Consider the following 26177-nt stretch of genomic DNA (forward strand, 5'->3'; position numbering starts at 1 on the left):
GCTTACTGGTCCTTGAGCCGGCGCCGGGCAATGGCCCGCAGCGAGAAGTAGGCGGCGCAACTGACCAGCGACACGCCGACCACGGTCAGCACCAACAGCAGCAGAACATGCCGAGACAGTACCCACTGGATGTACCTGAACGGGCCCAGGTGGCCGACGTAGTAGTCCTCCTCGGCCACCAGCGACTGGATGTTCTTGCCCTTGATCACCGCCAGGCTGCCTTGCAGGGCCTGGGTGTAGTGCTCGCCGCCAATCAGTGCGTCGGTGATTTCGCCGAGCTTGTCCGGACGCGGGCTGGACAGCAGGACCACGCTGCGACCCTTCTGCAGCGGCGATTCGAAACCGCTGACGTAGGATGCGCTGTCTTCGCCGCTGAAGGTCAGGGCGCCGCGGGCCTTGCGCAGGTTGGCGGCCGGGTCGGGGCTGAGCCATTGGCGCAGGCGCAGCGGCAGGTCGGAGAACTCCACGTAGCGCTTGGCGTCTTCGGCACGGCTTGGCAGATGCTCGGCCCATTGCGTGAGCAGCGGCTGGTTGTGCGCCGAAGACAGCACCAGCAGGTCCTTGTCGGCGAACTGCGCGATGTCATCGGCCTGGGCAACACGCACGGCGGTCGCGGGGTAGCCGGTGGAGTCGCCGAAGCGCCCGAGTACGGTCAGGTAGGCGTCCCAGTCGGCCGGGCCGGCGTTGTCCGGGAGGATCACGGCGGTCTGCGACAGGTCGGCCATGCGCGTGAAGGGGAAACCGCTGTCCTTGAAGACGCCGAGGTTGGGCATGGCGATGAAGTGGTCGTAGCCGCTCAGGTCAAGGGTCGAGTCGGGGTCGATGGCGCCGCGCATGTTGTCGATGATGATGTCGCCGCATTCGCCTTGCTTGACGTAGTCGAACTGGTAGCGGAACTGCAGGCGCGATTGCAGCGCCACTGAATCCAGCGGCAGCAGCATGCTCGCTTCGCGTACCAGGCTGTCGTCCTTCTTCAGCATTGCCAGCAGGCTTTCGCCGGCGCCCATGCTCTGGATCGACGGCAGGGGCATGGAGCGGATGAAACGGTCGTTGAAGCTCACCATCAGCGACGAATTGTTCGAGGTCTGCTGGGGCGTGTAGCGGTATTTCAGGTCCAGGCGGGCGCCGTCTTCACGCCAGTTGAACAGGTCCGGCGGCAGGCGCAGGGGCACGGTGATCATGCCCGGGGCGTAGCCGGAAACATTGAGCAGGCGCGGCTCCAGCAGTTCGCCAAGGCGCACCGGGCGGTCGCTGGGCAGCCAGTTGGGTGCGTCGTAGGGCTGGCGCGGCAGCAGGTCGACGGCCTCGATCTTCACGCGCTGCCCGGAGAAGCTGCGACTGCCGAGCACCAGTGCGCTGGCCGCCTGCTTGATCTCGGCACTGTCGCGACCGGCGATCACCAGCAGCTTGCCGAAGCGGTCGTTGGGGTTGGCGACGATGGACAGGGTCGGGCCGTCCACCGCCGGCAGGTCGAGGCCGGCCAGGTGCGAGGCGTCGCTGCTGTTGACCAGGACGATGCCGTTGCCGCTGGCGGGCAGGCCCTGTACTTGGGTCGAGAAGCGCGCGCCACGGTAGCTCGCCAGCGCTCCCAGCCAGGACGAGACGGCGCCGGCGGCCTCCAGGGTGGTGTTGTCGGGCGCTGCGGCGAACACGAACGGCAGGGCCAGGGCGCGGCGATCGCGACGGTCGAACAGCGGCAGCGGCAGGTTGGCCAGGTCGTTGGGCAGTTCGACCTGGGACACCTGGATGCTCAACTGGCTGTCGGGGCCGACCTTGGCCCACAGGCTGGAATGCTGCGGGTCTTCGCATTGCATGGTGTAGTGGCCGATCAACTGCACGCTGAGGCGGTTGAACTCGGTGATCAGGTAGGGCGGGATGTCCACCGTCTGCTTTTGCAGGGTGCCGGCGCTTTCCTTGGGCAGCGCCAGGCTGGCGGCGACTTCGTCGTTGACCATGATGTTGATCTGCGACAGGTCGCTGAGCAGGGCCGGCGAATAGGTGTACTGCAGGGTCAGCTGGGCGCCGGTGACCACCTCGTCGGCGCGCATGTCGAAGTTCACCGTGTCGGCGGACTCGATGCCCCGCAGGCTCATGGTGTAGTCCTTGCCCAGGTCCTTGAAGGTCATGCGGTAGCCGGGCGAGGTGCCTGCCGGGCTGAGTGCCGCCTCCGGCGCTGCCGGCGTCGATGCGCTGGCCGCAAGGTCCTCGGCCTGGGCCGCGCCGGCCAGCAGCAGGGCGCAGGCGAGCAGGGCGGGGCGGCGCAACGGGTTCACGGGGCGGGCGTCGGGAGCCTGGAAGGTCATTGGGTTTCCACTGCAGGTTCGGAGGTAGAAGTCGGGTTCTTGCGGAAATAGCGGCGATGGTGGAGCGCCGCCAGGGTGGCCTGCCCCAGGTCGTACATGCCGCGCAGGCCGACCTTGCCGACGTCGCGCAGGGCGTGCAGCGGGGTGTCGGTCTTGGCCCCGCCCCAGGTCGAGGCCCAGGTGTCGGCGCGGGAGAACGTCAGGCGGACCATGTCGCTTTGCTGGCGCAGGCTCAGTTCCTTGAAGCGCATGCCGGCCATGCCGTTGCGCGAGAACATCACCCGTGCCGGTAGCACACAGGCCTGGCCGCCGCGGTGCAGGGTGACCTGGACCTCCATGTCTTTCTCCAGGGCGAGGTCGCGCGGCAGCTTCACGCCGACACCGCTCTGCGAGAAGTCCAGGGTGCTGGTGTCGATCTGGCGGCCGTCCGGCAGGGCCAGGCGTACCGGCAGCTCGGCATGCACCCGCGGCTCGGTGCGCACCTGGCGGCTTTCACTGGCCACCGCCACGGCGGCGCTGGTCATGATCACGTTGTACAGGGTCCAGCCCAGGTTGATGACGATGGTCACCGCCGCGTCCGGGTCGCCGACGATCAACTGGACGATGCCGCAGACCATGCCGATCAGGTTCAGCGTCAGCAGCACGATATAGGGCCGGGCCAGCTTCCAGTCGAAGTAGTCCTTCTCGATGATCCCGCCCTTGTCGGTAACGTTGAAGCCGCCGATCTTCGGGTTGATCAGGGCCACCAGCACCGGGCGCATGATGTACCAGGCCAGTACCGACTCGTACACCTCGTTCCAGAACGAGTGGCGGAAGCGCCCCTGGATCCGCGAGTTGGTGAGGCTGGCGTGGATGATATGGGGCAGCACGTAGGCGGTGATCATCAGCGCCGAGGCGTGGAAGATCTTCGCGCCGAAGATCAGGTAGGCCAGCGGCGCGGTGAGGAACACCAGGCGCGGCAGGCCGTAGAAGAAGTGCGCCATGGCGTTGGCGTAGCAGACCCGCTGGCCGAAATTGAGGCCCTTGCCCATGAACGGGTTGTCGGTGCGGAAGATCTGCGCCATGCCCCGGGCCCAGCGGATGCGCTGGTTGATGTGCCGCGACAGGCTTTCGGTGGCCAGCCCCGCCGCCTGGGGGATCGCCAGGTAGGCCGTGTTGTAGCCCTTGCGGTTGAGCTTGAGGGCGGTATGGGCGTCCTCGGTCACGGTCTCGACCGCCACCCCGCCGACTTCCATCAGGTGGGTACGGCGGATCACGGCGCAGGAGCCGCAGAAGAACGTGGCGTTCCACAGGTCGTTGCCGTCCTGGATCAGGCCGTAGAACAGCTCGCCTTCGTTGGGTACCGAACGGAAGGTGTCGAGGTTCTTCTCGAACGGGTCTGGAGAAAAGAAGAAGTGCGGGGTCTGCAGCAGCGACAGCTTCGGGTCCTTGAGGAACCAGCCCATGGTGACCTGGAGGAAGGAGCGGGTCGGCACGTGGTCGGCATCGAAGATCGCCACGAATTCGCCGTCGGTGACCTTCAGCGCTTCGTTGAGGTTACCGGCCTTGGCGTGGCGGTTGTTGTCGCGAACGATGTAGTTGACCCCGATCTGCCGGGAGAACTCGCGGAACTCCTCGCGGCGACCGTCGTCGAGCACATGGATGCGCAGCTTGTCCCGCGGCCAGTCCATGGCCTGGGCGGCCAGTACGGTGAGCTTCACGATGCTCAGCTCTTCGTTGTAGGTCGGCACGAACACGTCCACCACCGGCCATTCCTGTGGCGGCACGTCGAGCAGCTTCGGCTTGCGCTTGAGCGGCCAGGCGGTCTGCATGTAGCCGAAGGCGAGGATGATCAGGGCATAGGTTTCGGCGGCCACCAGGCCATAGCCGAAGAACATGTCCAGCCAGTTGTCGAATCCGAGGGTATCGGTCAGGCGCCAATAGACGTAGCGCAGGGTCGCCAGCAGCGACAGGGCGATCATCGCCATCACCGGCAGGCGTCCGGGTACCTTGCGCAGCACCAGCAGGCAGACCAGGCACAGGCCGGCGAAGGCGAACTGGCGCTCCAGGTCCAGGGGCGCGGTGACCACGGCGGCAAGCAGGAGCAGGCCGAGCACTGCCGCAGCGATCTTCAGGCCGAGTTTCAGTGGGGACGGCAGCTGTTCCATCCGGGCGACCCAGGCAAGCGCCCGCGCTCTCCTGGACGTCGGCAACTCCGGCGTCGATGTGAGTTGGGCGGTCATGAGGCGCTGTTTTCTTCGCGAATCTGCTCGAGGCGGTGGGACAACTGGCCGGCAACGTTGCGCAGCGCCTGGCAGGCGGGGCTATCGGCCGGTTGCTGGAAAAGGTCGTATTCGAAAGCCAGGGCCTCGCCAACCTGAGGGTCGAACGGGATGGCGGCCAGGCATTGGCTGCCCAGTTGCTGGCGCAGCACTTCGCTCATGTCCAGGCTCAGGGCGCTGCGGGCATCGACCTGGTTGACCAGGAACGCGCAGTGCTCGGGGCGCAGTGGCGACAGCCAGGATTGCAACTTGTCCAGCACCAGGTACGAAGCTGCGTCGGCGAGGGTCAAGGCGACCACCTGGTCGGCGATGGCCAGCACCTGGTGCAGCCACGGCGAAGCACCGGTGGCGGTGTCGATCAGCAGCAGGTCGTCCTTGCCCAGGTCGAGGGTGGACAGTTCCTGGACCAGCCACTCGGGGTTGCTGGCCAGGAGGTTTTCGAAGGCGCGCAGGTCCGCGGCATTGCTGGGGCCGAACGGCAGGCACTCGATCCCGGCGTCGCAAGGAACGCAGATCTGGCTCCAGTCCAGGGCCTGCAGGCGTGCCTGGTTCAGCCCCGGCGTGCTGCGCGGCAGGCCGAAGTGGCTGAGCACGGCATTTTGCGGATCGAGGTCGAGCACCAGGGTACGACCGGCCGGGCGCTTGAGCAGCCTGGCCAGGGCAGTGGTCAATGTCGTCTTGCCGACCCCGCCCTTGGCTGACACCACTGCCAGCACTCGGGCCTGCGGGCGCGACGCAGGTTGCACCCGCATGGCCTTGTCCAGGGCGCGACGGTTGCTCTCTTCGGCGGCCTGGCGGCGTTCGCGGGCGATCTCCAGCAGACGCTCGCGCAAAGACCCGGCCGGTGCCTCCAGGCTCGACGGCGAATGTGCCGGAGCAGGGTTGGATGACACGGGAACGGCAGGCGCCAGGGCCAGGCGCTTGACCTCGACCAGGGCGGGTTTCACCACAGCGGGCGCAAGCGGCGCCGGCTCGGTCCTGCCGGGCAGCGGTTCGAGGTACTCGAACTCGGTGTTGATTTCCCGGTAGCTGTCGGCGCTGGCCCCAAAGCGTAGGAACAGATTTCCAATATCGTCTGCTTGACTCATATATGTACTTCCAGCCAACGGCTATCTGGACTACAGAAGGGGCAGATCAAAAGTCTTCCAAGGAGGCAAGGGTGTGATATCAAAATGACGGTGTCAATAATTTGTTTTTTCTACGCCGGTGTTTCCGATTGCTGGAGCAACGAAAATAAAGCGCCGAAATTTTGACTTGATCCTGAGCCGCTCTGGCACGGCCTGCGTTCCTGCATCGGCCTGTGTCGATAAAAGTTGAATGCCGTTTTTTGGGTTTTTCCCTGACATGGCGCTCAGGCGGGCCCTGAGTCGCGTAGGAAAAAGCTTACGGATGATAGCAATATTTCCTACAGGTTGCGCAAAGAGCTACCGGTTGGTGGTCGGATCGAAGGTGGAGATAAATGGCGGAATGCGATCACTGTGGGAGCGGGTTTACCCGCGATTACGGTAGTGAAGTCACCATAGCAATCGCGGGTGAACCCGCTCCCACAGGGGAATTGATCGTCTAGGAGGACGATTTCGACGCAAAACGAATGCCAGGTGGGGCCTCAGTGCGGCCCGCGGGGAATGGTCTTCATCAGGTCTTCGGCGCTGATATGCCCGACGATGGCGCTGCCCGGCTGCGGCAGGTCGAGAATGTGGCCCTTCATCTTGCCGATCACGTGCATCTCGCACGGCTTGCAGTCGAACTTCAGGGTCAGCACTTCATCGCCATGGATCAGTTGCATCGGCGCCACCTTGGTGCGCACGCCGGTCACGCCCTTGGCCTGTTTGGGGCACAGGTTGAACGAGAAGCGCAGGCAGTGCTTGGTGATCATCACCGGCACTTCGCCCGGCTCTTCGTGGGCTTCGTACGCGGCATCGATCAGCTCGACGCCATGGCGGTGATAGAACGCCCGGGCCTTCTCGTTGTAGACGTTGGCCAGGAACGACAGGTGCGACTCGGGGTAGACCGGTGGCGGCGTGGTTTCCGCCTTGCGCCCACCACGAGGATGAGCGGCGATGCGCGCTTCGGTCAGGGCCTCGATCACTTCGCGGCGCAGGGCCTTGAGCTGCGAGTTGGGGATGAAGAAGGCGTGCGGCGCATCCAGTTCCACGGCGTCGGCGTGGTACTGGGTGGTACCCAGTTGCCCCAGCAGGTCGTGCAGTTGTTCCAGGGCTTGTTCAGGCTTGTTGGCGGCGCCGAACGGACCGGCCAGGCGGGCAGTGGCACTGACGCCTTCCTCGCTGGTGGCGGTCAGTTCCAGGGCGTCCTCGCGCAGGCGGGCCACCCAGGACAGGCCGACCCGGCGTTCCGCCGAGGTCTTGAGCAGGGCCTGCTGCCAGTTGTGGTCGAGGTTGCGGCTCAGCGGATGGTTCGGGCGCAGCTTGTGCAGGCCCTCGGGCATCTCGTTGGGCTCGACGCGATAGCGGTAGCGCTTCTCGCCGTCTTCCTCGAACTCGCCCTTGAGCTCGGCGATGTTGGCGCGGAAGCCCACCACCTCGCGCTTGACCAGCACGTTCAGCCCGTCGCCGTTGGACAGTGGCTCATGGGTGACCACGCTCAGGTCGCGCTTGCCGACCTTCTCGACATTGCCCACCAGCAGGCCGGTGAAGGTCGGCGAGTCGAAGGCTCCGATATCGATCTTGCGTTCGCTGACGAAATAGTCGGTGCTGCCGCGGTGGAAGGTCTTGTCCGGATCCGGCACGAAGAAGTGCGCGGTACGGCCGCTGGAGGCGCGGGCCAGGTCCGGGCGCTCCTCGAGGATCTCGTCGAGGCGCTGGCGGTAGTAGGCGGTGATGTTCTTCACATAGCCCATGTCCTTGTAGCGGCCTTCGATCTTGAACGAACGCACCCCGGCATCGACCAGCGCGCGCAGGTTGGCGCTCTGGTTGTTGTCCTTCATCGACAGCAGGTGCTTTTCATAGGCGATCACGCCGCCTTTTTCATCCTTGAGGGTGTAGGGCAGGCGGCAGGCCTGGGAGCAGTCGCCACGGTTGGCACTGCGCCCGGTCTGGGCGTGGGAGATGTTGCACTGGCCGGAGAAGGCCACGCACAGCGCGCCGTGGATGAAGAACTCGATCGCCGCGTCGGTTTCGTCGGCGATGGCGCGGATTTCCTTGAGGTTCAGCTCGCGGGCCAGTACCAGCTGGGAAAAACCGGCCTGGTCGAGGAACTTTGCCCGGGCCAGGGTGCGGATATCGGTCTGGGTACTGGCGTGCAGTTCGATCGGCGGGATATCCAGCTCCATCACCCCCAGGTCCTGGACGATCAGCGCATCCACGCCGGCATCGTAGAGCTGGTGGATCAGCTTGCGCGCCGGCTCCAGCTCGTTGTCGTGGAGGATGGTGTTGATGGTAGTGAAGATGCGCGCGTGATAGCGACGGGCGAACGTCACCAGCTCGGCGATATCGCTGACGTCGTTGCAGGCGTTATGCCGCGCGCCGAAGCTCGGGCCGCCGATGTACACGGCGTCGGCGCCATGCAGGATGGCCTCGCGGGCGATGGCGACATCGCGGGCGGGGCTGAGCAATTCCAGGTGATGCTTGGGCAAGGACATGATGTTTTTTTCGGGCTGCTTCACGGTCAAGGCGCGCATTGTAGCGGCGAATTGGCCGGGGGGCATCCGAATGCTGCCAGGCGGGACGGACAACGCTGTCGCACACGTCCCCTGTGGGAGCGGGTTCACCCGCGATTACGATAGTGGATACACCATAGCCATCGCGGGTGAACCCGCTCCCACAGGTTTTGTGTAGAGCAGGGAAAATCAGGCCTTCGCTGCCATCGCCGTGACTTCCACCTTCATGCCTTCCACCGCCAGTTGCGCCACGCCCACCGCGGCACGCACCGGCCAGGGCTGCTTGAAGAAACGCTGGTATACCTCGTTGAACGCCGCGCGTTCGGCCATGTCGGTGAGGTAGATGGTCAGGTGCAGGACGCGGTCCATCGAACTGCCGGCCTTTTCCAGCGCCACTTTCAGCGCCTGCAGCGTGCATTCGCTTTGCGCGGTGATATCGCCCAGTTCCAGGCTGCCGTCGGCGCGGGTGGGGATTTGCGTGGACATCAGGATGCCGTTGAAGCCGGTCACATCGGAGGAAATCGACTCCGGGTCCGGGTCGGGAATGTAGGTGATGTCGTGTTTGGCCATGGATAACCCCTGGGTTTGACGAGTAAAACGGCCGCACAGTGTAAGCCGTGCCGTCGCTTGCGGCGAATCCGGCTGAACCTTGGTATCGGCGTACGGGTCCACCACAGACCTTTCATGCAAAACAAGGAGATGCCCCATGAAACCACTGACCTCGATGTTCGCCGGCCTGGCCCTGGTCGGCGCGCTGGCCGCGCCGGCCTTTGCCGACCAGCCCGGCGCGGACTGGAAAGTCACCCAGGACCAGGCGCAAACCACCCTCAAGGCGGCCGGCTACACCCAGATCACCAAGATCGAAGCCGATGACGGCTATTGGGAAGGCGAGGGGGTCAAGGCCGATGGCATGAAATACGAATTCAAGGTCGACCCGCACAGCGGCAAGATCGTCAAGGACGAGATGGATCACTGACAGCCTTGAGGGCCTCATCGCCGGCAACGCCGGCTCCCACAAGGTTCGCGGTGCACACAAAACCTGTGGGAGCCGGCGTTGCCGGCGATGAGGCCCGTCCAGGCACTCGAGCCGTCAGGCCACCAGCGCCTCGCCGATCGCCCGGTTGAACGCCGGAATGTCATCCGGCTTGCGCGAGGTGATCAGGGTCCAGTCCTTGGCCCCGCATTTCTGAACTTCCTTATCGACCCATTCGGCCCCGGCATTGGCCAGGTCGATCTTCAGGCTGGGGTAGGAAGTCAGCGTCTTGCCTTCGGCGACGCCGGCATCGATCAACGCCCAGGGGCCATGGCAGATCGCCGCGACCACCTTGCCGGCCAGGCTGAATTCCTTGATCAGGCGGCGGGCATCCTCGTCGGTACGCAGGGTATCGGCATTGACCGTTCCGCCCGGGATCACCAGGGCGTGGAAGTCGGCTTCGTGCATGTCCTTGAGCCGGGCATCGGATTCGACGGTGCGGTCCTTCTCGGTGTCATGCAGGAAGGTCTGCACCGTACCGCCCTCGATCGAGCCGTGGACCAGGGTCGCGCCCTGGCTGCGCAGCTCTTCGAGCGGTTTGAGCAGTTCGTCCCGTTCGACCCCGGCGTTCGAGGTGATTACCAGGATGTTCTTGCCTTGCAGTTGCTGAGCCATGAGTGAGCTCCTCCTGTTCAGGTCATGGCGGCGACTTGCCGCCTCCTGGGTGTTGAGGCACGGGCAGCGGGAAAAGTTTGTTTTTTCTGAACGCCCGCCGCCCGCCCGGGCTCAAACCAACAGATACCGAACCAGGACATCGCCATGAATGACAAACCCCATCGCCCGGAACTCCAGGCCTGGCACGACATGCTGATGGACGACGGCTACCGCCTTGACTCACCCGACGCCTGGCACACCAGCCTGTTGCAGGGCGCCGAGGAACTGCTCAGCAGCGGAGTGGTGGACTGGGACGAGTACATGGCGCTCAAGGCGCTGGCCAACAGCGGGCATGCCCGCGCGCTTGAAGATGCGCTGGACAGCCGGCTGGCGGACCCCGACGCATGAAAGCGCTGAAGATCGCCACCTTCAACATCAACGGCATCCGCGCACGCCAGGCCCATCTGCTGGCCTGGCTGGAGCGCGAGAAACCCGACATCGTCTGCCTGCAGGAGCTCAAGGCCGCCGACTTCCCCACCCAGCAAATCGCCGAAGCCGGCTATGGCAGCCTGTTCCTGGGGCAGCCTTCATGGAACGGCGTGGCCATCCTCGCCCGCGACGCCGAGCCGCTGGAGATCCGCCGCGGGCTGCCGGGCATGGAACACGATGCCCAGAGCCGCTACCTGGAAGCCGCCGCCAATGGCGTGATCGTCGCCTGCCTGTACCTGCCCAATGGCAATCCCCAGCCAGGCCCGAAGTTCGACTACAAGCTGGCCTGGTTCGAATGCCTGATCGAGCATGCACGGGCGCTGCACGACAGCGAACACCCGGTGGTGCTGGCCGGCGATTTCAACGTGGTGCCGACCGACCAGGATATCTACAACCCGCGTTCCTGGCTCAAGGACGCCTTGCTGCAACCGCAAAGCCGCGCCTGCTACCAGCGCCTGCTGGAGCAGGGCTGGGTCGATTCGCTGCGCCACGTCTATCCCGAGGAGCGCATCTACACCTTCTGGGATTACTTCCGCCAGCACTGGGAAAAGAACGCCGGCCTGCGCATCGACCATCTGCTGCTCAATCCATCCCTGGCGCCCTACCTGAAGAACGCCGGGGTCGATGCCTGGGTGCGCAACGAGCCCAAGGCCAGCGACCACGCGCCAACCTGGATCGAACTGGGCGCGCGCAAGAAGAGGTGAACCATGCACGCTTTCGATGACCTGCCCGGCGCACTGCCCAAGGTCCAGCAACTGTACTTCCATGACGACGGCGCCACGCCCAACAGCCACCTGCCGGTGTTGCGCTACCACCTGCGCCCCAGGCCGGGCAGCGATGCAGCCGCCGCCTTCGAGGCCCTGTTCCGCGATAACCACTGGAGTCCGCTTTGGCGCGATGGCATTTTCGACTATCACCATTACCATTCCACGGCCCATGAAGCGCTGGCCGTGGTGCAGGGCAGGGCGCGGGTCACCCTGGGCGGCGAGTCGGGGCAGACCCTGAGCCTGGAACCGGGGGACGTGCTGGTGCTGCCAGCCGGCACCGGCCACCGTTGCGTCGAGTGCAGCAAGGACTTCCTGGTGGTCGGCGCCTACCCGCGCGGGCAGGAAGACTACGACATCCAGCGCCCCGGCAGCGCCGGGCATGCCGGTTCGCAAGCGCGCATCGCCCGGGTGCCGCTGCCGGAGGCCGATCCTCTGGGCGGTATCGAGGGCCCGTTGATGACCGCCTGGGGGCCGGTTTGACCTGATATTGCAAGGCAGGCACATCAACTAGTGGCGTAACGACATACCTGCTTGTACGCTTCGCTTGATAGCCTCCTCCCGGGGACTCCTGCCGTGAAGCGCCTCCTGCCGATCGTCCTGTGCCTGCTGCCGGTCTTCGTCCATGCCGAAGAAAAGTACCAATACGTGCGTGCCGACCTTTATTTCGACGAGCAATGGACCGTCTCGGACAAGGACATCAAGGTCCTGGAGAACATGCCCGCGCCCACCAGCCAGCAGGGCTTCGGTTTCTGCTACGGGCATTCTGCCGCTACGGTGTTCAACTACCACAACTGCCAGGCCTACAAGGAAAGCTGCACCGCGGTGGAGCCCAATCGCCTGGTGTCACCGCTGGGCGTGGCGGTCTGGGGCCAGGAAATGCCGGTCTACGGCGAAGGCGGCTACAGCTTCAACAAACCCGAGGAACTGACCGAAGGCGGCAGCGCGATCCTGGCATTGTTCAATACCGCGGTAATCCGGGGTTCGGCCATCGACCAGGCCTGCATCGATGAACGTGCGTTCCTGGGCAGCCGCTATGTGGAAGACGGCAGCATCAGCGAGGCCTCGGTGGCGGCACAGCGCGAACTGCTCGGGCAGTTGCAAGCGTTCTACCGCAAGTACAACGGCAAGTTCGCCACTACCGCCGACATTCCCGAGACGGTCCTGGCCGAACTGCGCCAGATCGTGCCCTCGGTCGATAACCCGCAACTGGCCAAGGGCCTCAATGGCAGGAAATTCGGTGAATTCCTGTTGCGGGTGGTGATCCCGGACCGCTGCAAGCGCCTGCCCAACCATGTGCTGTTCGAGCGCAACATGAAGCTGGTGGAATACCCCGACAGCGAGAAAAAGCCCCACACCTATGCCGGCGCCCTGGCCGTGATCAAAAAGGCCATCGATGGCGGTTCGCCGTTGATCCTCGAAGTGGAATGCGCGCTCAAAAAGACCGGAGCCAAGGGCTGCAGCAAGGACTTCGCCCATTCCTACGTGATCTATGGCTACGCCAGGCTGTGCGAAGCCTCGGGAGAGTGCCGCTACGGCTTGCGCCTGCGCAACAGTTGGGGCGACAAGCAGGATGCCCTCGATCGTGTGCGCTGGTACGACGCCAGGCCACTGATCGAGGCGGCGCCGAAGAAAGGCGTGATTCTCGGCTGGCTGGTACCGCGGCCGAAGACCACGCCCTGACCAGGGCGGGGCAGACGGCCGCGCGGTGCGTCACTCCACCCCGGCGCGGGGCACGGGCGGCGAATGGGCGTTGTCGCACTCGGGCACCGGCGGGTGCTCCTGGGCGGCGTGGCGCAGGTCGTCGGTAACCCGCAGTTCCGCGCCGGTCGGCGAGAAGGTGGCCGAAGGCACGAACGGCGCGGGGTTGGCCGGCACCGGCCGCTTGCCGCGACGCAGTACGAAGAAGCCGACCATCGCCAGGTTGACCGCGGCGAAAGCCCAGAACAGCCCGGCCGCGCCGTAGCTGTTCATCACCGGCGAGATCGCCAGCGGACTCAAGGCCGAGCCCAGCGAGTTGATCAGCAGCATGCCCTGGATCATCGGCACCAAGGCTTCCACCGGGGCGCGGTCGGCGGCATGGCTGACCGATACCGGGTAGACCGCGAACACTCCGCCGCCGAGCAGGAACAGCATGGCCGGCAACAATACCGAATTGGACGGCAGCAGCACGATCACCACCGACAGCACCACGCACAGCGCGGCAAGGGCGATCAGCACGTCCTGACGGTCCTTGCGGTCGGACCAGCGGCCCACCGGATATTGCAGGAGCATGGCGCCGAGAATCACCCAGGCCATCATCCGGCCGACTTCGCCCACGTCCAGGCCGCTGCGTTGCAGGTACAGCGGCAGTAGGGTGTAGACCGCGGCGATCGTCACGCCCGAGCCGAAGCAACCGACCAGCCCGGTCGGGGTGACGCTTAGCAACTGGCGCGGTTTGAGCGGTTCGACATGTTCGAGGATCGGCGAAACCCGCGGCAGGATCACGATCGGCAGCACCGACAGCGAAGCCAGCATGCCGGCGACCATGAACGGTGCCGTGTCGCCCCAGCCGCTCAGGGCGCCCAGGCCGGCCTGGCTCAATACGCCGGCGCCGTAGAAGGCGATCATGTACAGCGCCAGCAGACGCCCGCGCACCTTGGTATCGCCGGCCATCAGCAGCCAGCTCTCGATCACCAGGAACACCCCGACCGTGGCCCAGCCGTTGATCAGGCGCAGCACCATCCAGCCCCAGGTATCGACGAACAGGCCTTGCAGCAGGATGGTCACGGCGATCAGCGAAGCGAAGCTGCTGTAGGCACGGATATGGCCGATGCGCAGGATCAGGCGGTCATTGAACACGGCGCCGAGGGTCAGGCCGATGAAGTAGGCGGACGACACCATGCCGATCAGGGTGGCCGACTCGCCGGCCTCATCCAGGCGCAGCGTGGTCAGGGAAGACAGGAAGCCGTTGCCCAGGGCCATGATGAACAGCCCGAGCAGGGGTGCCAGCGCCATCGCCAGCAAACGCGGAGACATAGGTACCTCGAAAATCGATTGAACAGCGGACAGACACCCTCGGGACGCGCGCGCATGTCAGCCGGACCGTTGCGGGCCGGGGCTGCTGGTTTTTGTTGGGGTTGTCGCTGCTCGATGCGATGAGGCGAAAAAGGGGCGCGCAATTCTAATGGGTTTCGGGGGCGGGCCGACAGGTGGTGCGGGGTGCGGCGCAGTGTCGCACCAGCGGCTCGGCGGCCTGATACCACGCGCCCACGCGCGCTGCTTCTGTAGGAGCGAGGCTCGCCCGCGAAGGACCGCGCAGCGGTCCCAAAATTGTGTTGTCGCCGCAAATCCGGGACCGCTGCGCGGTCCTTCGCGAGCAAGCCTCGCTCCTACGAGTCCGCGCCGGACTCTATAAATCCTGCCCAGGGCCAGCTTCCGAAAGAACCACTGGATAACCACCCACCTGATATTTCTGTCAGTTGTGAGCCGGCCCGGCCCGGCCCGCTCTAGCGTAAAGCGCATCTCTCCCTTTCTTGTGGTTTCCGCGTCGGCCCGACGATGCCTTCCGCAACCGTCCTGCGACGCTCATCCGAGGAGCTTGCGCGATGGCGAATAATTGGGTGGACCTGGGTAGTGTCTGGTCTGGCCGTGATCTTGCCGAGGGCGAACGGATCACGGTCAGCGTGCTCGACAAGGCGACGCAGAGCGTACTGGAACAGACTACCTTCGTGCCGCTGCCAGGTCGGCTAGGCCAGTACACCTGGGTGATGGACCTGTGCAAGCAGGTCAATGCCCGGATGCAACTGATTCAGGCCGGGATCAAGGCCGATACCAGGCTGGAGATCCCGGGCAGTTCCTATCTCAACAAGTTCTGGAACGTTACCGGGCGTGACGTGCAGGTCATCACCACGATCGCGAGTTCCAGCAACTGGCTCAGGGACTTGTCGTACTCGTAGCTGTTGACCTCCTGCTCGGTGACGGTGACGACCTGCTTTGCATCGGGGGGGGCACCCGCAGGCTGAGCTACCACGGCAACGGTCAGGTCAACACCTATTCCGCCGATGGCGACAAGACCAAGTACACCTTCAGCTATGACAAGGAAGGCCGGGTACGCGGCGGCACTATCGGCAACATGACGGACACCTACCACTATCGGGGTGATTGCGTTTATGCGCTGGTGCAGACGGACAGCACAACAGGAGCCAGCTTCAAGAAGCGTTCGCTCATCGTGCGCAACGAAAGCCGAGCCTGCCTGCTGCAGGATGCCATCACCGACAGCAACGAAAGCCGTTCCTTCGAATTGCGCGATGCCAACGGTACGGTATTCGCCAGCGTCGACCTGACAACCAAGGCCATCACCTATTTCCGCTACGAGCCCTACGGCCAGCGTTATTCCGGCACGAAAGCAACCAACTGGCTGGGCTTCAAGGGCGAACCGTTGAACAGTCTGGGGCTATACCACCCGGGCAATGGCTATCGCCTGTACGACCCGGCGCTTGGCCGGTTCCTCTCTCGCGACAGCAACAGCCCGTTCGGTATCGGTGGTGCCGGAGGCTATGTGTTCGGCAATGCCGATCCGGTCAACAACGCAGACCCCAGTGGCCGAGCAGTGGTCGCCCAGTATTCGCGCTGGAACAATGCGCCAGCCATCCAGAGCACGGCATTCCGTATCGTGGCAGGTGCGGTGGGGGTGCTGCTGGCTCCGTTCACTGCTGGCACCTCGATGCTGCTGGCGGTCGCGACCACCGCCCTGGCAGCGATTTCCTTCGCCTTCGACGTGGCCTCGATCATCATTGCGGAAAGTGATCCCCAACTCTCCAGGACGCTGGAAGCCTGGGGACAGGCCTTCGGTATCGCCAGCGCGGCGGCCGGGATCTCCATGGGCCTGCACGGTCTGAAGGGGCTTCCGCGCAACTGGTTCCGTACTCGGGGCGGGCCGCTGTCCAAGGTTCCGGCGAAGTGGCCCACGGTGCCCAGTGAACTGCGGTTCGCCCAGCAAGCACGGGCCAAGGCGCTGACCCAGTTGGTCCAGCATGTGGACGAGGCAAAGGCTACGGGTAAGTTCGATGCGTTCAAGGCGGCCTACCTCAACAACGGTACGGAGGCTGCGGGGGGACTGTTCTTGAGCGGCGGGTTCAAACAGCAGATCACTTCCACCACCCGGAAACTGTACAAGGGCACGGTTCGGCAATTCGATGAGGAATTGTTCGATTTGTTTGGATACACCATGGATTTCTATACGGGCCCGAATGTGCTGGGTCAGAAGTTCATACCACCGATGGTCAGCGAAACGGAAATAAGGTCGCTGGTGGCATTGCCGATGCTGGGCCGGGAGGACCTGCTCAAATAGCAGGGGTGAACGCCACGAAGGGGGCCCGGTGCCCCCTTCGTCGACGCCTGCCAGGTCCTTGCGCAGGAAATCACTTCGCCATCCCACTGGCCTCGATCCGGATCCGCTCGCCACGACACTCGTTGCGGTCGCTCCTGCGCTCGGCGAGGAAGTCCTGGCCGAGCACGCCTTTTAAACTGCGTTCGCCCTTGAAGTCTCTGGGCAGTGCGACGCGGACCTCTTCCAGGTACTCCCCGGTACAGATCAGCTGGAAGTTGTTGGCGGCGGCCTTGTTGCCATAATCATCCGCCAGCTTTGCCTGGAACTGTTCCCTGGACACCGAGCCGCCGGCGTTCTCGCGGACATAGGCGCCGGCCGACGAATCGTTGAAGGATTTCACCAGGTCCACCGCGAGCCTGAAGTACTGGTCATCGTCCATGGCGGTCTGGCAGACGCCGTGTTTCTTCCATTCGTGGTTGCCGAACCGGGTGTCGTAGTGGAAGTTGGGCATCCACGGCTTGATGTAGTCCACCGTGGCCTGGTCCAGGTCCAGCGCCGGGCCGGCGCAACTGCCGTAGTCGATGCCACAGGCCTGCTTGTTCGGCCACAGGCCGTGCAGGGTGAAATGATCGACCTTCAGCTCGCCTTCGCGCATGGCCTGGCATTCCGGTTTGCCCGGCCCGCTGCGGTCGTGCTCGCAAAAGCCCGGCTGCCAGGTTATCGCCAGCACGTGGCTGTCGTACTGGTCGGCAACGCTGCAGGCACGCGCGCCGGGCTGGGCGATGTGCAAGCCCTCGACCCGGCCGCACTCGGCGGCGACCCAGCGCAGGTCCTTGCTACCGCTGCCGACATTGACCCGCACCCATTGGTACTGCTCGCGATTGACCTCGGCGATGGGCAACGCCTGGCCAGGCTGCACGGACAGCCCACCGGGGTTGGTGCGGTTCTTGAAAGACTGGAAGGCCTCGCAACTCTGGGTAATGGTGAAGGTCCCCGCGCTGGCATCCACGGCCAGCGCCGTGTCGATGCTGAGGAGGGAGAGGGCGCTTGCAACGGTAAGTGCGGCCAGGCGTGCCATGGTGATTTCCTGTATCGGGGAATGAGGCTCGCAGTGTCGAGCGGCGTCCGGCTGGCAGGAACCGGGACGCCGTTCATGGAGGGGCCTGTATTCGTTGGCGCGGGATATTACCGATAGTGCGGGAAAACCGCGACTCAACCGAACTGCAGGAACTACAGGCAACTGCGATCGAACAGTCCCCTGTGCTAGGCATGGGTATCTACACATCTTTTAATGTGAGAGGCCTGTCAGTAGATCGCATCAGGGCTGACAGGTGCTTGCCATGACGTTTCCAGCGCCCTTGAGATCGAGCGCCGCCCGCGCGGCGCATCGCCGGCAACGCCGGCTCCCACATTTGTTGCAACGTACCTATGCCTGACAGGCCATGGTGATCGCCTTGCTTGTACGACGCGATACCCTGTCGAACCCAACAGTCTCCCCGCAGTAGATCGCCGAACATCCAAAGGCTGGCAGCGCAGATTCACGGGCCATGGGTGGGAGCCGGTGTTGCCGGCGATGCGCCGCGCGGGCGGCGCTCGATCTGGAGAACGCTGAAGATTTGTCGGCTTGCGCTTGGTGGTCATCATGCGGTCTCTTGACAAGCGACACAGGGTCGCCACTGGTCTTCGGGAAACGATGTGTAGATACCCAGACATGCTGGGACCGCTTCTGGGCCAACCGGCCGGGCAAGGACGCGTTGTCGCAGGTGGCTGAGCCGGCACCGACGATCGTCGTTGCCAATGGCGTGAACCGGGCCAAGGTACTGACCTTGATGTAAGTGCGCGGTATTTGCCTGGGGGCACCTGATATTTCTGTCAGTTGTGGCTCCAGGTGAATGTTGCTGCAATCGGATCGTTCATCCCGCTGGCACCATCCTCAGGAGATCGCTATGAACCGGATTCCGCTTGGCAGCACCGCCAGGCTTATCGACCTGGAATTCTCTTCCAGTGACCTTTACCCGCCGCTGCGCGCTACTACTGCGCGCATCCAGGTCAGCATGGTGCCGCAGGAGGCACCGAAGGAGCTGAGCTTCCAGCTGACGCTCAACGGCCAGCCAGGCATCCCCGAAGGCATGCAACTGAACCTCTTGCCGGAACAGGGCACCGGCCATTTGCTCGTGGACAGGAGATTTATCGAACATTACAAGGGCACCTGGCCCGTGCAATTGAAACTGCTGGCGCTGCATGATGGCACCTTGCTGGACGAGGCAACGCTATCCCTTCATGACACCCGCAAGATCGCCCCGGCCCGGATGGAGGGAAACATCCACCCAGCGGAGCGGATCGAGATCCCGAGCGGCGACGATGCCTGGGTCGTGATAATGCCGACCTTCTACGACCGTATGGGTGTTGTCCTGCCGGTTGAAGAGCTGGACTGGTTCGTTCAGCTTTACGGACAGCCCACGGGAGTCGTCCCCCACGGTCACGTGTTGCAGATCACCCCCGCTGCGCAGGCCGGCAAGGTCCAGGCCATGCTCCATAGCGCCTATGGGTTGCAGTTGATGATGACCCTGACACTGGAGCAAGCAGCACCGGTGGTTTCCGCCCCGCGGGCCGGCTCTGCTGCCGACTTCGAGCTGATCGTCAGTCACAAGCATCTCTATGCCCCGGCTACCATCGGAGCGCCGACCGTGCACATCACCTATGCGCCGGCCGAGCCAGCAGTGGGCCTGGTGCGCTATGTCGTCAAGATCAACGGCGAGCAAGGCCCGTTCACGGGGTTGTTCATCAGCGAGAACGAAGAGACGCAGAGCGGCAGGATCGAGGTTGACCACCGTTTCCTCGACACCTGGCGCGGTACCTGGCCCGTGACGGTGAACATCCATGTGGTGCACAACTTCCAGGAAGTCGCAGTGGGCGAGGTGGTGATGCATAACCTGCGCACCGACCTGCTGCCTGCGGTTCGCGCTGAATGGAAAACCCCGCCGGCGGGCGAGCCGATCAGTATTCCCACGGACAAATCGATCTACGTGGTTGCCCTGGTGTCCTTCTACGACGAGAACGACGCACGCTTGCCGTACAACGAGCCGGCGTATTGGCAATGGTCGGTCGACCTGCCGTTGCCCTACGACGGGATAGCCATGCTCAAGCATGTCATCGAAGTGACGCCGCAGGCCCGTCCCGGGAAGTTCGAGCTGGTCGGTTCCGAAAGCCAGGGGCTGACAAGCCGGATGATCTTCACTTTGGTGTGACAAATCCGGGTGGGCACCTGATATTTCTGTCAGTTGTTGGCTTTTCCCACCGGTGTTCGAATGGGCCTCGTACAGCCATGTCATTCCGCCACGAGGCCCGTCACCATGTCCAGCAGCCAATCCCCGCTGTATTTCAACGACCGCGACCTGGGCAACGACCTGGTCGGCGAGCTCAAGGGCAGTGTCCTGTTCGCCCAGGTCTCGGTGCTGCCGTCGCGCAGTTCGCCGATTGCCGGCGATGTGCAGCCGCGCCTGACCGGCCTGCGCGATACCCTGGTGATGTTCAAACCCATCAGTGCCATTGACGCTGCCGAGGGTATCCAGCTGAGTGTCGGCGACTTCACCCTGGCCATGGCGCCGCCGGAGCAATTGCCGCCGATCGCCGAGCGCGACAGCGATGCGGAATATGGCCGCATCGTCTACGGCGAGAACTTCTGGAGCGCGATCCTGCCCTGGCAGCAGGTGATGGCCGGCATGGACCTGGTGTTCAGGGCCGGGGCCCTCTCGGGGACCTTCGCCGACGCCGATGTCGGCGCGCCAGGCGAAATGCTGGTCAACACCATCGATATCGGCATGCTGACCCCCAACCGGCGCAAGTTTACCGACGAGTTCATCACCCAACTGCATCGCGAGTACTTCCAGACCCTTCCGTGCAGCCGCCTGATCGTCAACCAGTACGAGCCGATGCACTTCCAGTTCATCGAAATGGCCGATGGCACCTTGTACCTGGAGCGCTCGCAGGATGAAGGCACCTGGCACGCTGGAGACCTGCGCCAGCGCATCGGCAAGGAACTGGTGTGCCTGGGCATCAACAATGCCAGCCAGGGCATTCATTCCTCGCCCGGCAGCGGCGAGAACGGCCTGAACAAGCATATGGTGATCGCCTTGCTGACGGCGCACACCTCGGTCGGCAATTACCGCAACGGCGTGGTGATCCATGGTGGCTCGGGCGGTGGCGGGATGGTGACGCTGCAATACATCGCCAGCAACGAACTGAGCCATGAATTCGGCCATCACTATGGCCTGTCCCATCATCCCGGCGGCTTCGCCGGTTCGGTGCATCGCGCAGCCCGGGGCACCAACTCGGCCTGGGGCTGGGACAGCGACAACAACGTGTTCATGCCCAACTTCCTCAAGGAACGCAGCGGTGAGGATACCTGCGAGGGCGGAACCTGCGAGCCGCCGTTCCATGGGCATCAGTTCGGCCGCGATTCCATGTCCGATGGCTTTGCCCACTATCCCTCGGTCAACCACTACACCCAGTTCACTCCCTGGAGCCTCAAGACCATCCAGGGCTACCTGGAGAACAATGCGATCTTCAGTACCCGTTCGGCCACCGGCCATTTGAAATGGGACGAACAGCAGAAGGCCATGTTGCCGTGGGGCGAACTGCACCGCGCCGGGGTGGATGAACTGGACCTGGCCTCGATGACCGAGCTGCTCAAACGGTTCAAACGGATCGAGGTGGACCTGGGCGAGGGGCACTGGGCCGCCGACATCCACCTGCCCGCGACGGCCGACAGGCTGCGGGGCGTGCGCATCCTGAGCACGGCGGCGGCCGACAGCGTGCTGCATGTCAATGGCACCCGCGTCACCGTGAAAAAGGGCGATTTCCTGAACTACGAAATGGACGGCACCTGGACCCGGGTCGAGGACTTCTCCGTGAACGTCGCCGGCCAGCCGGAGCAGGTGGGGGTTCCGGTCACCACCGTGCTCGGCTACTACGATCCGGAGCTGGGGCGCGCCGGCATTATCTATCCGGCGCTGCATTGTGCCTGGGGCATGACCTATCCCGGCGTTCCCGAGGAGATCTCCCTGAAGTTGCATGCCTACGCCATGGTGACCAACGCGCAAGACGAACGATTGTACTTCCCGTTGCGCAACAGCCGGGTCAACCCGGGCGAACTCAACCGCCTGCACCTGAACATTCCGCAGGCGTTCAAGGCCATCTACATCGTGGTCTACTGCGCCGACATCCAGAACGCCTCGCGGGGGATAGACCCGCCCGAGGGGATTGCGCGGGTGACGTTCACTGGCCGGGACTGATCCGGCCGGGAGGTTTTTTGACTGTGATTGGCCACGTTCGACGTCCTATCCGCCCAGGAGGCGTATCAACATGTCTACCGTCAAGCCCCCGCTGTATTTCAACCAGGCCGTAGCGCGAAACAACCTGACCGGAGGCAACCTCGAGGGGGCGGTGGTCTTCGCCCAGGCTTCGACGCTGCCCCAGCCCAACGAGCCGATTCCCGACGAATTCAAACCCCGGCTTGTGGCGAACCGCCATACCTTGGTGTTGTTCAAACCGACGAACCTCGATGGCCTCTATGTTGACCGCGTGCAAGTGTGGGTCGGTGATCAGGAACTCCAGATGGGGAAGCCCGAATATGTGCCGCCCGTCACCGAGCGCTCCAGCGATGACGAGTATGCCAGGATCGTCTATAGCAGTTGGTACTGGTCCGTCTTCCTACCTTATCGCTTCGTGATGCCGGGTCTAAGGCTCGATTTCAAGGCATTGGGACGTGAAGGCAGCTATTCCCCGGATGTCGGCGCCGCTGGCGAGCTGCTGCTCAACACCATCGATATCGGCATGCTCACTCCCAACCAACGCGTGTTCATCGATGATTTCACCGATGAGCTGCAACGCCAGTACTACCAGACCATTCCGTGCTCTCGCCTGATCGTCAACCAGTACGAGCCGGTGCACTGCGAGGTCATTGAAATGGCCGACGGCACCCACTACACCGACCACTCCGCGGAAAAGGGCGAGGTGCATGGCGGTGATCTGCGCCAACGCATCGGCAAGGAGCTGATCTCCCTGGGAATCAATAACGCGGCCGTTGGCGTGCACAGCTCACCCGGCAGTGGCGAGGACGGGCTCAACCGACATTGGGTAGTGGCGCAGCTGACGGCGCACAGCTCGGTGGGCAACTACAGCAATGGCCGTGTAGTGCACGGTCTTTCCGGTGGAGGCAGCATCGTGACGCTGTATGGTTGCGACGGGAACGAGTTCAGCCATGAACTGGGGCATAACTTCGGCATCAATCACTACCCCGGCGGCTTCGATGGGTCCATCCACCGCGCCGCCTTTTCACCGAATTCAACCTGGGGCTGGGACAGCGACAGGAATGTCTTCCTGCCCAATTTCGAAAAAGCCATAACCGGCGTGCCGACGTGCCAAAGTGGCCGGTGTGAACAGCCCTTCCATGGCCATTCCTTCGGCAAGGACACCATGGCGGAAGGTTACCCGCTGTACCCTGACACCAACCGCTACACCATGCTCACCCCATACAGCCTGAAGATCGCGCAGGGCTTCATCGAGGGCAAGGCGGTGTTCAGCAAGACATCCTCGACTGGCTATATGAAGTGGGATGAAGGCCGCAAAAGCATGGTCGAGTGGGGCGAGTTGTATCGCGCCGCCCCCGAAGAGGCGGGTCAGGGCGGGCTTATGCCATTGCTGAGAAGTTTCCAGCGGGTGGAAGTGGATATTTTCGACGGGCATTGGGCTGCAGAGATCTTCCTGCCCATTCCGGAAACCGCCAATCGAGGGAAAGGCGTGCGCATCATTCACCAGGCAACCTACGAGACCACGCTTCATTTAAACGGCACCACCCTGCAACTGAACAAGGGCGATGTGCTGAACTTCGTCTCGGATGGCAGGGCCTGGGAGCCGTATGAAGACTTTCCCGAGCATGTCGCTGGCCGCCCGCAGCAGATCGGTGTGCCAGCCACTACGCTGGTTGGCTTCTACGATCCCGACCTGCAGCGGGCCGGAATCGCTTACCCAGCCCTGCATTGCGCCTACGGGGTTATTCATCCGGCTGCCAGCGCTGCGGAGGTTGACGCCGCTCGATGCTATGCGTGGATCAGTAATGCCAGGAACGAACGTCTGTACTTCGTGCTTCACGGCACCCGTTTGAACACTAATGAATTAAACCGCTTCCACTTCAACGTACCGCAGTCCTTCCAGGCGACCCATGTGCGGGTCATCTGCCACGGTACCCAGAACGTTTACGGTGTCATCGCCCCGCCGAAGGGAACCGCGCGGGTGACGTTCACCGGCCGCGATGCCGACTGAGCGGTGCACGGCCAGGAAGGTGGGGTAGCTGGAGGCCTCATCGCTGGCAAGCCAGCTCCCACAGGGTTCGCAGCGACCTGAACCTGTGGGAGCCGCACTTACAACGGATAATTCCTCAATTCCCGGGCAATCAACATGCGCTGGATCTCGCTGGAGCCTTCGTAGATCTGCGTGATCCGCGCATCCCGGTAGTACTTCTCCACCGGGTAATCCTCCAGATACCCGTACCCACCATGCACCTGGATCGCCATGGAGCACACCCGCTCGGCCATTTCCGAGGCGAACAGCTTGGCTTGCGAGGCCTCGCTCAGGCACGGTTTGCCGACCGTGCGCAGGCGTGCGGCGTGGAGGATCAGCAGGCGTGCGGCATTGATCTGCACCTGCATGTCCGCCAGCAGGTTGGCGATGCTCTGGTGTTCGTTGATCGGCTTGCCGAACTGGATGCGCTCGCGGGAGTACACCAGCGCCGCTTCGAACGCCGCACGGGCGATGCCCAGCGCCTGGGCGGCGATACCGATGCGCCCGCCCTCGAGGTTGGACAGGGCGATGGCCAGGCCCTTGCCGCGCTCGCCCAGCAGGTTGGCCTCGGGGATCCGGCAATCGTTCAGGGTCACGGCGCAGGTGTCGGACGCCTTGATGCCCATCTTGTGCTCGCTGCGATCGACCACGAAACCGGGGTTGTCGGTCGGTACCAGGAACGCCGACAGGCCTTTCTTGCCCAGTTCCGGATCGGTGACGGCGAAGACGATGGCCAGGCCGGCGCGGCGGGCGTTGCTGACGAACTGCTTGGCACCATTGATCACCCAGTGGCCGTCCTGCAGTTCGGCACGGGTGCGCAGGTTGTGCGCTTCGGAGCCGGCCTGCGGTTCGGTCAGGCAAAAGCAGCCGATCACTTCGCCGCTGGCCAGGCGCGGCAGCCAGGCCTGTTGCTGTTCAGCATTGCCGTAGGCCAGCAGCGGGCCACAGCCCACCGAGTTGTGAATGCTCATCATCGCCCCGGTGGCACCGTCACCGGCGGCGATTTCTTCCACGGCCAGGGCATAGGCCACGTAGTCGGTGTAGCTGCCGCCCCATTCTTCCGGCGCGACCATGCCGAGCAGGCCCAGCTCGCCCATCTTGCGCACCACCTCGTTGTCGATCCAGCCGGCCTTTTCCCAGGCCTGGGCATGGGGCGCGATTTCGTTGCGGGCGAAGTCGCGGGCCATGTCGCGGATCATGCTCTGTTCTTCAGTCAGTTCCAGGTCTTGCATAGCGGTGCTCCGGCTCTCAGAGGCCTTCGAAGAATTGGTCGACGCGCTGGCGGTCCAGGCCTGCTACGGTCGGTGGGTTCCAGCGCGGCTGTTTGTCCTTGTCGATAAGCAGGGCGCGCACGCCCTCCATCAGGTCGCCATGCTCGAACCACTGCTGGTCCAGGTGCAGCTCCATCCTGAAGCAGTCCTCCAGGGACAGGCCACGCCCGCGGCGCAGCAACTCAAGGGTGACCGCCATGCCCAGCGGCGAGCGGCTGTCCATCAGGTCGGCGGTTTTCAGCGCCCATTCATGGCTGCCGGCGACGTTCACCGTGCGCAATTGCTCGAGGATGCCGGCGATATCCGGCAGGGCGAAGAAGTGGTCGATAGCCGGGCGCAGCTCGGCCAGTGGCGGATTGGCCAGGGTCTGGCTACCGAGGCGGGCGAGGGCGCCTTGCAGGTCCTTCAGTGGGTATTCACCCCAGCTCAACCGATCGAGAGCCCGGTCCAGATCGTCCAGTTTGTCGCTCTCCAGGTACCAGTCGGCCAGCCCGCAATACAGCGCGTCGGCGGCCTGGATCTGCACGCCGGTCACGCCCAGGTAGGTGCCCAGCTCACCCGGCACCCGCGAGAGGAAGTAGCTGCCGCCGACATCCGGGAAATAACCGATGCCCACCTCCGGCATGGCCAGGCGGCTGCGCTCGGTGACCACCCGTAGCTCGGCGCCCTGGGCCAGGCCCATGCCGCCACCCAGGGTAAAACCGTCCATCAGGCAGACGATGGGCTTGCGGTAGTGATGGATGAACAGGTCGAGGTCGTACTCCTCGACGAAGAAATCATGGTGCAGGGTGGCACCGCTTTTGTAGCTGTCGTACAGCGAGCGGATATCGCCGCCGGCGCAGAAGCCCTTGGGGCCTTCGCCGCGCAGGACCACGGCATGGATATCGGCATCCGCCGCCCAAGCCTCCAGGTGCCGGCGCAGGTCGCGGACCATCTGCAAGGTGAGGGCGTTGAGGCCGGCGGGGCGGTTGAGGGTCAAGTGGCCGATATGGTTGCGGACTTCGGAAAGGACCTGAGCGGTTTGCGCTTGGAAATTGTCGGTAGTCGAAACTGGCGCAGTCATCGCTGTCTCCCTGCTTTGTTATTGATTTTCCACATGAATTATCGAGGCGTGGAGTATTGGCCAAGGATCGCCCGGATCGTAGCAGTGCAAATTTGCCAAGCTCAATCGACAAAACTGCAAGGCCAATCTGC

General features: G+C 63.8%; 20 protein-coding genes. 10 read left to right on the forward strand and 10 right to left on the reverse strand.

Features of this window, described 5'->3' with window-relative positions:
- Window positions 1–2 precede the first annotated feature (2 nt).
- The 5 genes from bcsB to ACKLLE_RS00905 form a co-directional block, all read right to left on the reverse strand.
- Window positions 3–2303 carry a cellulose biosynthesis cyclic di-GMP-binding regulatory protein BcsB gene (gene bcsB / locus ACKLLE_RS00885; RefSeq protein ID WP_420056441.1) on the reverse strand — a complete coding sequence of 767 codons (2301 nt, stop codon included), beginning with the start codon at window positions 2301–2303 and terminating at the stop codon, window positions 3–5.
- Complete coding sequence (bcsA, locus tag ACKLLE_RS00890; protein ID WP_420056442.1) at window positions 2300–4525, reverse strand: UDP-forming cellulose synthase catalytic subunit; 2226 nt, start codon at window positions 4523–4525, stop codon at window positions 2300–2302. Before bcsA ends, bcsB begins: the two co-directional genes overlap by 4 nt.
- On the reverse strand, window positions 4522–5652 hold the full coding sequence (bcsQ, locus tag ACKLLE_RS00895) for a cellulose biosynthesis protein BcsQ (RefSeq protein ID WP_420056443.1): 1131 nt from the start codon (window positions 5650–5652) through the stop codon (window positions 4522–4524). Before bcsQ ends, bcsA begins: the two co-directional genes overlap by 4 nt.
- A gap of 518 nt (window positions 5653–6170) precedes the next feature.
- Window positions 6171–8162 carry a peptidase U32 family protein gene (locus tag ACKLLE_RS00900; RefSeq protein ID WP_420056444.1) on the reverse strand — a complete coding sequence of 664 codons (1992 nt, stop codon included), beginning with the start codon at window positions 8160–8162 and terminating at the stop codon, window positions 6171–6173.
- Window positions 8163–8369: 207 nt separating this feature from the next.
- Entirely contained in the window at window positions 8370–8750 is a 381-nt protein-coding gene (locus ACKLLE_RS00905; RefSeq protein WP_420056445.1) for a RidA family protein, read from the reverse strand.
- Between the two features lie 136 nt (window positions 8751–8886).
- Here ACKLLE_RS00905 and ACKLLE_RS00910 point away from each other — a divergent pair, with 136 nt between their 5' ends.
- Window positions 8887–9156, forward strand: coding sequence for a PepSY domain-containing protein (locus tag ACKLLE_RS00910; RefSeq protein ID WP_064304563.1), 270 nt, complete (start codon window positions 8887–8889; stop codon window positions 9154–9156).
- Window positions 9157–9270: 114 nt separating this feature from the next.
- Here ACKLLE_RS00910 and ACKLLE_RS00915 read toward each other — a convergent pair whose 3' ends face one another.
- Entirely contained in the window at window positions 9271–9828 is a 558-nt protein-coding gene (locus ACKLLE_RS00915) for a type 1 glutamine amidotransferase domain-containing protein (RefSeq protein ID WP_420056446.1), read from the reverse strand.
- A 144-nt stretch (window positions 9829–9972) separates the two neighbouring features.
- Between ACKLLE_RS00915 and ACKLLE_RS00920 the strand changes: the two genes are divergently transcribed.
- The 4 genes from ACKLLE_RS00920 to ACKLLE_RS00935 all read left to right on the forward strand — a co-directional run bounded on the left by ACKLLE_RS00920 (window position 9973) and on the right by ACKLLE_RS00935 (window position 12743).
- Window positions 9973–10215, forward strand: a complete 243-nt coding sequence (locus ACKLLE_RS00920) for a hypothetical protein (RefSeq protein ID WP_064304561.1) — start codon at window positions 9973–9975, stop codon at window positions 10213–10215.
- A complete protein-coding gene (xth, locus tag ACKLLE_RS00925; RefSeq protein ID WP_420056447.1) occupies window positions 10212–11000 on the forward strand; it encodes an exodeoxyribonuclease III in 789 nt (262 codons plus the stop codon). Before ACKLLE_RS00920 ends, xth begins: the two co-directional genes overlap by 4 nt.
- A 3-nt stretch (window positions 11001–11003) precedes the next feature.
- Window positions 11004–11543, forward strand: a complete 540-nt coding sequence (locus tag ACKLLE_RS00930) for a cupin domain-containing protein (protein WP_420056448.1) — start codon at window positions 11004–11006, stop codon at window positions 11541–11543.
- A gap of 93 nt (window positions 11544–11636) precedes the next feature.
- Window positions 11637–12743 (forward strand): hypothetical protein, encoded by a 1107-nt coding sequence (locus tag ACKLLE_RS00935; RefSeq protein WP_420056449.1) that lies wholly within the window; start codon window positions 11637–11639, stop codon window positions 12741–12743.
- Window positions 12744–12773: 30 nt separating this feature from the next.
- Here the strand turns inward: ACKLLE_RS00935 and ACKLLE_RS00940 are convergent, their stop codons facing one another.
- Complete coding sequence (locus ACKLLE_RS00940; RefSeq protein WP_420056450.1) at window positions 12774–14078, reverse strand: MFS transporter; 1305 nt, start codon at window positions 14076–14078, stop codon at window positions 12774–12776.
- A 569-nt stretch (window positions 14079–14647) separates the two neighbouring features.
- Here ACKLLE_RS00940 and ACKLLE_RS00945 point away from each other — a divergent pair.
- Both ACKLLE_RS00945 and ACKLLE_RS00950 read left to right on the forward strand, forming a co-directional pair.
- On the forward strand, window positions 14648–14998 hold the full coding sequence (locus ACKLLE_RS00945; RefSeq protein WP_420056451.1) for a hypothetical protein: 351 nt from the start codon (window positions 14648–14650) through the stop codon (window positions 14996–14998).
- Between the two features lie 176 nt (window positions 14999–15174).
- Window positions 15175–16392, forward strand: coding sequence for an RHS repeat-associated core domain-containing protein (locus ACKLLE_RS00950; protein ID WP_420056452.1), 1218 nt, complete (start codon window positions 15175–15177; stop codon window positions 16390–16392).
- A gap of 70 nt (window positions 16393–16462) precedes the next feature.
- On the opposite strand, the gene ACKLLE_RS00955 is transcribed toward ACKLLE_RS00950, so the two are convergent.
- Window positions 16463–17449, reverse strand: coding sequence for a ribonuclease T2 family protein (locus tag ACKLLE_RS00955; protein ID WP_420056453.1), 987 nt, complete (start codon window positions 17447–17449; stop codon window positions 16463–16465).
- A gap of 868 nt (window positions 17450–18317) precedes the next feature.
- Between ACKLLE_RS00955 and ACKLLE_RS00960 the strand changes: the two genes are divergently transcribed.
- The 3 genes from ACKLLE_RS00960 to ACKLLE_RS00970 all read left to right on the forward strand — a co-directional run bounded on the left by ACKLLE_RS00960 (window position 18318) and on the right by ACKLLE_RS00970 (window position 23694).
- Window positions 18318–19619, forward strand: coding sequence for a hypothetical protein (locus ACKLLE_RS00960; protein ID WP_420056454.1), 1302 nt, complete (start codon window positions 18318–18320; stop codon window positions 19617–19619).
- Between the two features lie 105 nt (window positions 19620–19724).
- Window positions 19725–21665 carry a M66 family metalloprotease gene (locus ACKLLE_RS00965; protein ID WP_420056455.1) on the forward strand — a complete coding sequence of 647 codons (1941 nt, stop codon included), beginning with the start codon at window positions 19725–19727 and terminating at the stop codon, window positions 21663–21665.
- A 70-nt stretch (window positions 21666–21735) separates the two neighbouring features.
- On the forward strand, window positions 21736–23694 hold the full coding sequence (locus ACKLLE_RS00970) for a M66 family metalloprotease (RefSeq protein WP_420056456.1): 1959 nt from the start codon (window positions 21736–21738) through the stop codon (window positions 23692–23694).
- Window positions 23695–23792: 98 nt separating this feature from the next.
- Here ACKLLE_RS00970 and ACKLLE_RS00975 read toward each other — a convergent pair whose 3' ends face one another.
- Both ACKLLE_RS00975 and ACKLLE_RS00980 read right to left on the reverse strand, forming a co-directional pair.
- On the reverse strand, window positions 23793–24944 hold the full coding sequence (locus ACKLLE_RS00975) for an acyl-CoA dehydrogenase family protein (RefSeq protein WP_420056457.1): 1152 nt from the start codon (window positions 24942–24944) through the stop codon (window positions 23793–23795).
- Window positions 24945–24960: 16 nt separating this feature from the next.
- A complete protein-coding gene (locus ACKLLE_RS00980; protein ID WP_420056458.1) occupies window positions 24961–26046 on the reverse strand; it encodes an enoyl-CoA hydratase/isomerase family protein in 1086 nt (361 codons plus the stop codon).
- Between the last annotated feature and the right edge of the window lie 131 nt (window positions 26047–26177).

The sequence above is a fragment of the Pseudomonas bharatica genome, from assembly GCF_048586865.1.
In the GTDB taxonomy this organism is placed as follows: domain Bacteria; phylum Pseudomonadota; class Gammaproteobacteria; order Pseudomonadales; family Pseudomonadaceae; genus Aquipseudomonas; species Aquipseudomonas bharatica.

Bases quoted from the DNA above. Each gene is read 5' to 3' on its own strand.
- ACKLLE_RS00975 (WP_420056457.1), bottom strand. From the start codon at position 24,944: ATGCAAGACCTGGAACTGACTGAAGAACAGAGCATGATCCGCGACATG.
- ACKLLE_RS00930 (WP_420056448.1), top strand. From the start codon at position 11,004: ATGCACGCTTTCGATGACCTGCCCGGCGCACTGCCCAAGGTCCAGCAA.
- bcsQ (WP_420056443.1), bottom strand. From the start codon at position 5,652: ATGAGTCAAGCAGACGATATTGGAAATCTGTTCCTACGCTTTGGGGCC.
- ACKLLE_RS00970 (WP_420056456.1), top strand. From the start codon at position 21,736: ATGTCTACCGTCAAGCCCCCGCTGTATTTCAACCAGGCCGTAGCGCGA.
- ACKLLE_RS00940 (WP_420056450.1), bottom strand. From the start codon at position 14,078: ATGTCTCCGCGTTTGCTGGCGATGGCGCTGGCACCCCTGCTCGGGCTG.
- bcsB (WP_420056441.1), bottom strand. From the start codon at position 2,303: ATGACCTTCCAGGCTCCCGACGCCCGCCCCGTGAACCCGTTGCGCCGC.
- xth (WP_420056447.1), top strand. From the start codon at position 10,212: ATGAAAGCGCTGAAGATCGCCACCTTCAACATCAACGGCATCCGCGCA.
- ACKLLE_RS00955 (WP_420056453.1), bottom strand. From the start codon at position 17,449: ATGGCACGCCTGGCCGCACTTACCGTTGCAAGCGCCCTCTCCCTCCTC.
- ACKLLE_RS00950 (WP_420056452.1), top strand. From the start codon at position 15,175: ATGACGGACACCTACCACTATCGGGGTGATTGCGTTTATGCGCTGGTG.
- ACKLLE_RS00905 (WP_420056445.1), bottom strand. From the start codon at position 8,750: ATGGCCAAACACGACATCACCTACATTCCCGACCCGGACCCGGAGTCG.
- ACKLLE_RS00915 (WP_420056446.1), bottom strand. From the start codon at position 9,828: ATGGCTCAGCAACTGCAAGGCAAGAACATCCTGGTAATCACCTCGAAC.
- ACKLLE_RS00900 (WP_420056444.1), bottom strand. From the start codon at position 8,162: ATGTCCTTGCCCAAGCATCACCTGGAATTGCTCAGCCCCGCCCGCGAT.
- bcsA (WP_420056442.1), bottom strand. From the start codon at position 4,525: ATGACCGCCCAACTCACATCGACGCCGGAGTTGCCGACGTCCAGGAGA.
- ACKLLE_RS00980 (WP_420056458.1), bottom strand. From the start codon at position 26,046: ATGACTGCGCCAGTTTCGACTACCGACAATTTCCAAGCGCAAACCGCT.
- ACKLLE_RS00965 (WP_420056455.1), top strand. From the start codon at position 19,725: ATGTCCAGCAGCCAATCCCCGCTGTATTTCAACGACCGCGACCTGGGC.
- ACKLLE_RS00960 (WP_420056454.1), top strand. From the start codon at position 18,318: ATGAACCGGATTCCGCTTGGCAGCACCGCCAGGCTTATCGACCTGGAA.
- ACKLLE_RS00945 (WP_420056451.1), top strand. From the start codon at position 14,648: ATGGCGAATAATTGGGTGGACCTGGGTAGTGTCTGGTCTGGCCGTGAT.
- ACKLLE_RS00920 (WP_064304561.1), top strand. From the start codon at position 9,973: ATGAATGACAAACCCCATCGCCCGGAACTCCAGGCCTGGCACGACATG.
- ACKLLE_RS00910 (WP_064304563.1), top strand. From the start codon at position 8,887: ATGAAACCACTGACCTCGATGTTCGCCGGCCTGGCCCTGGTCGGCGCG.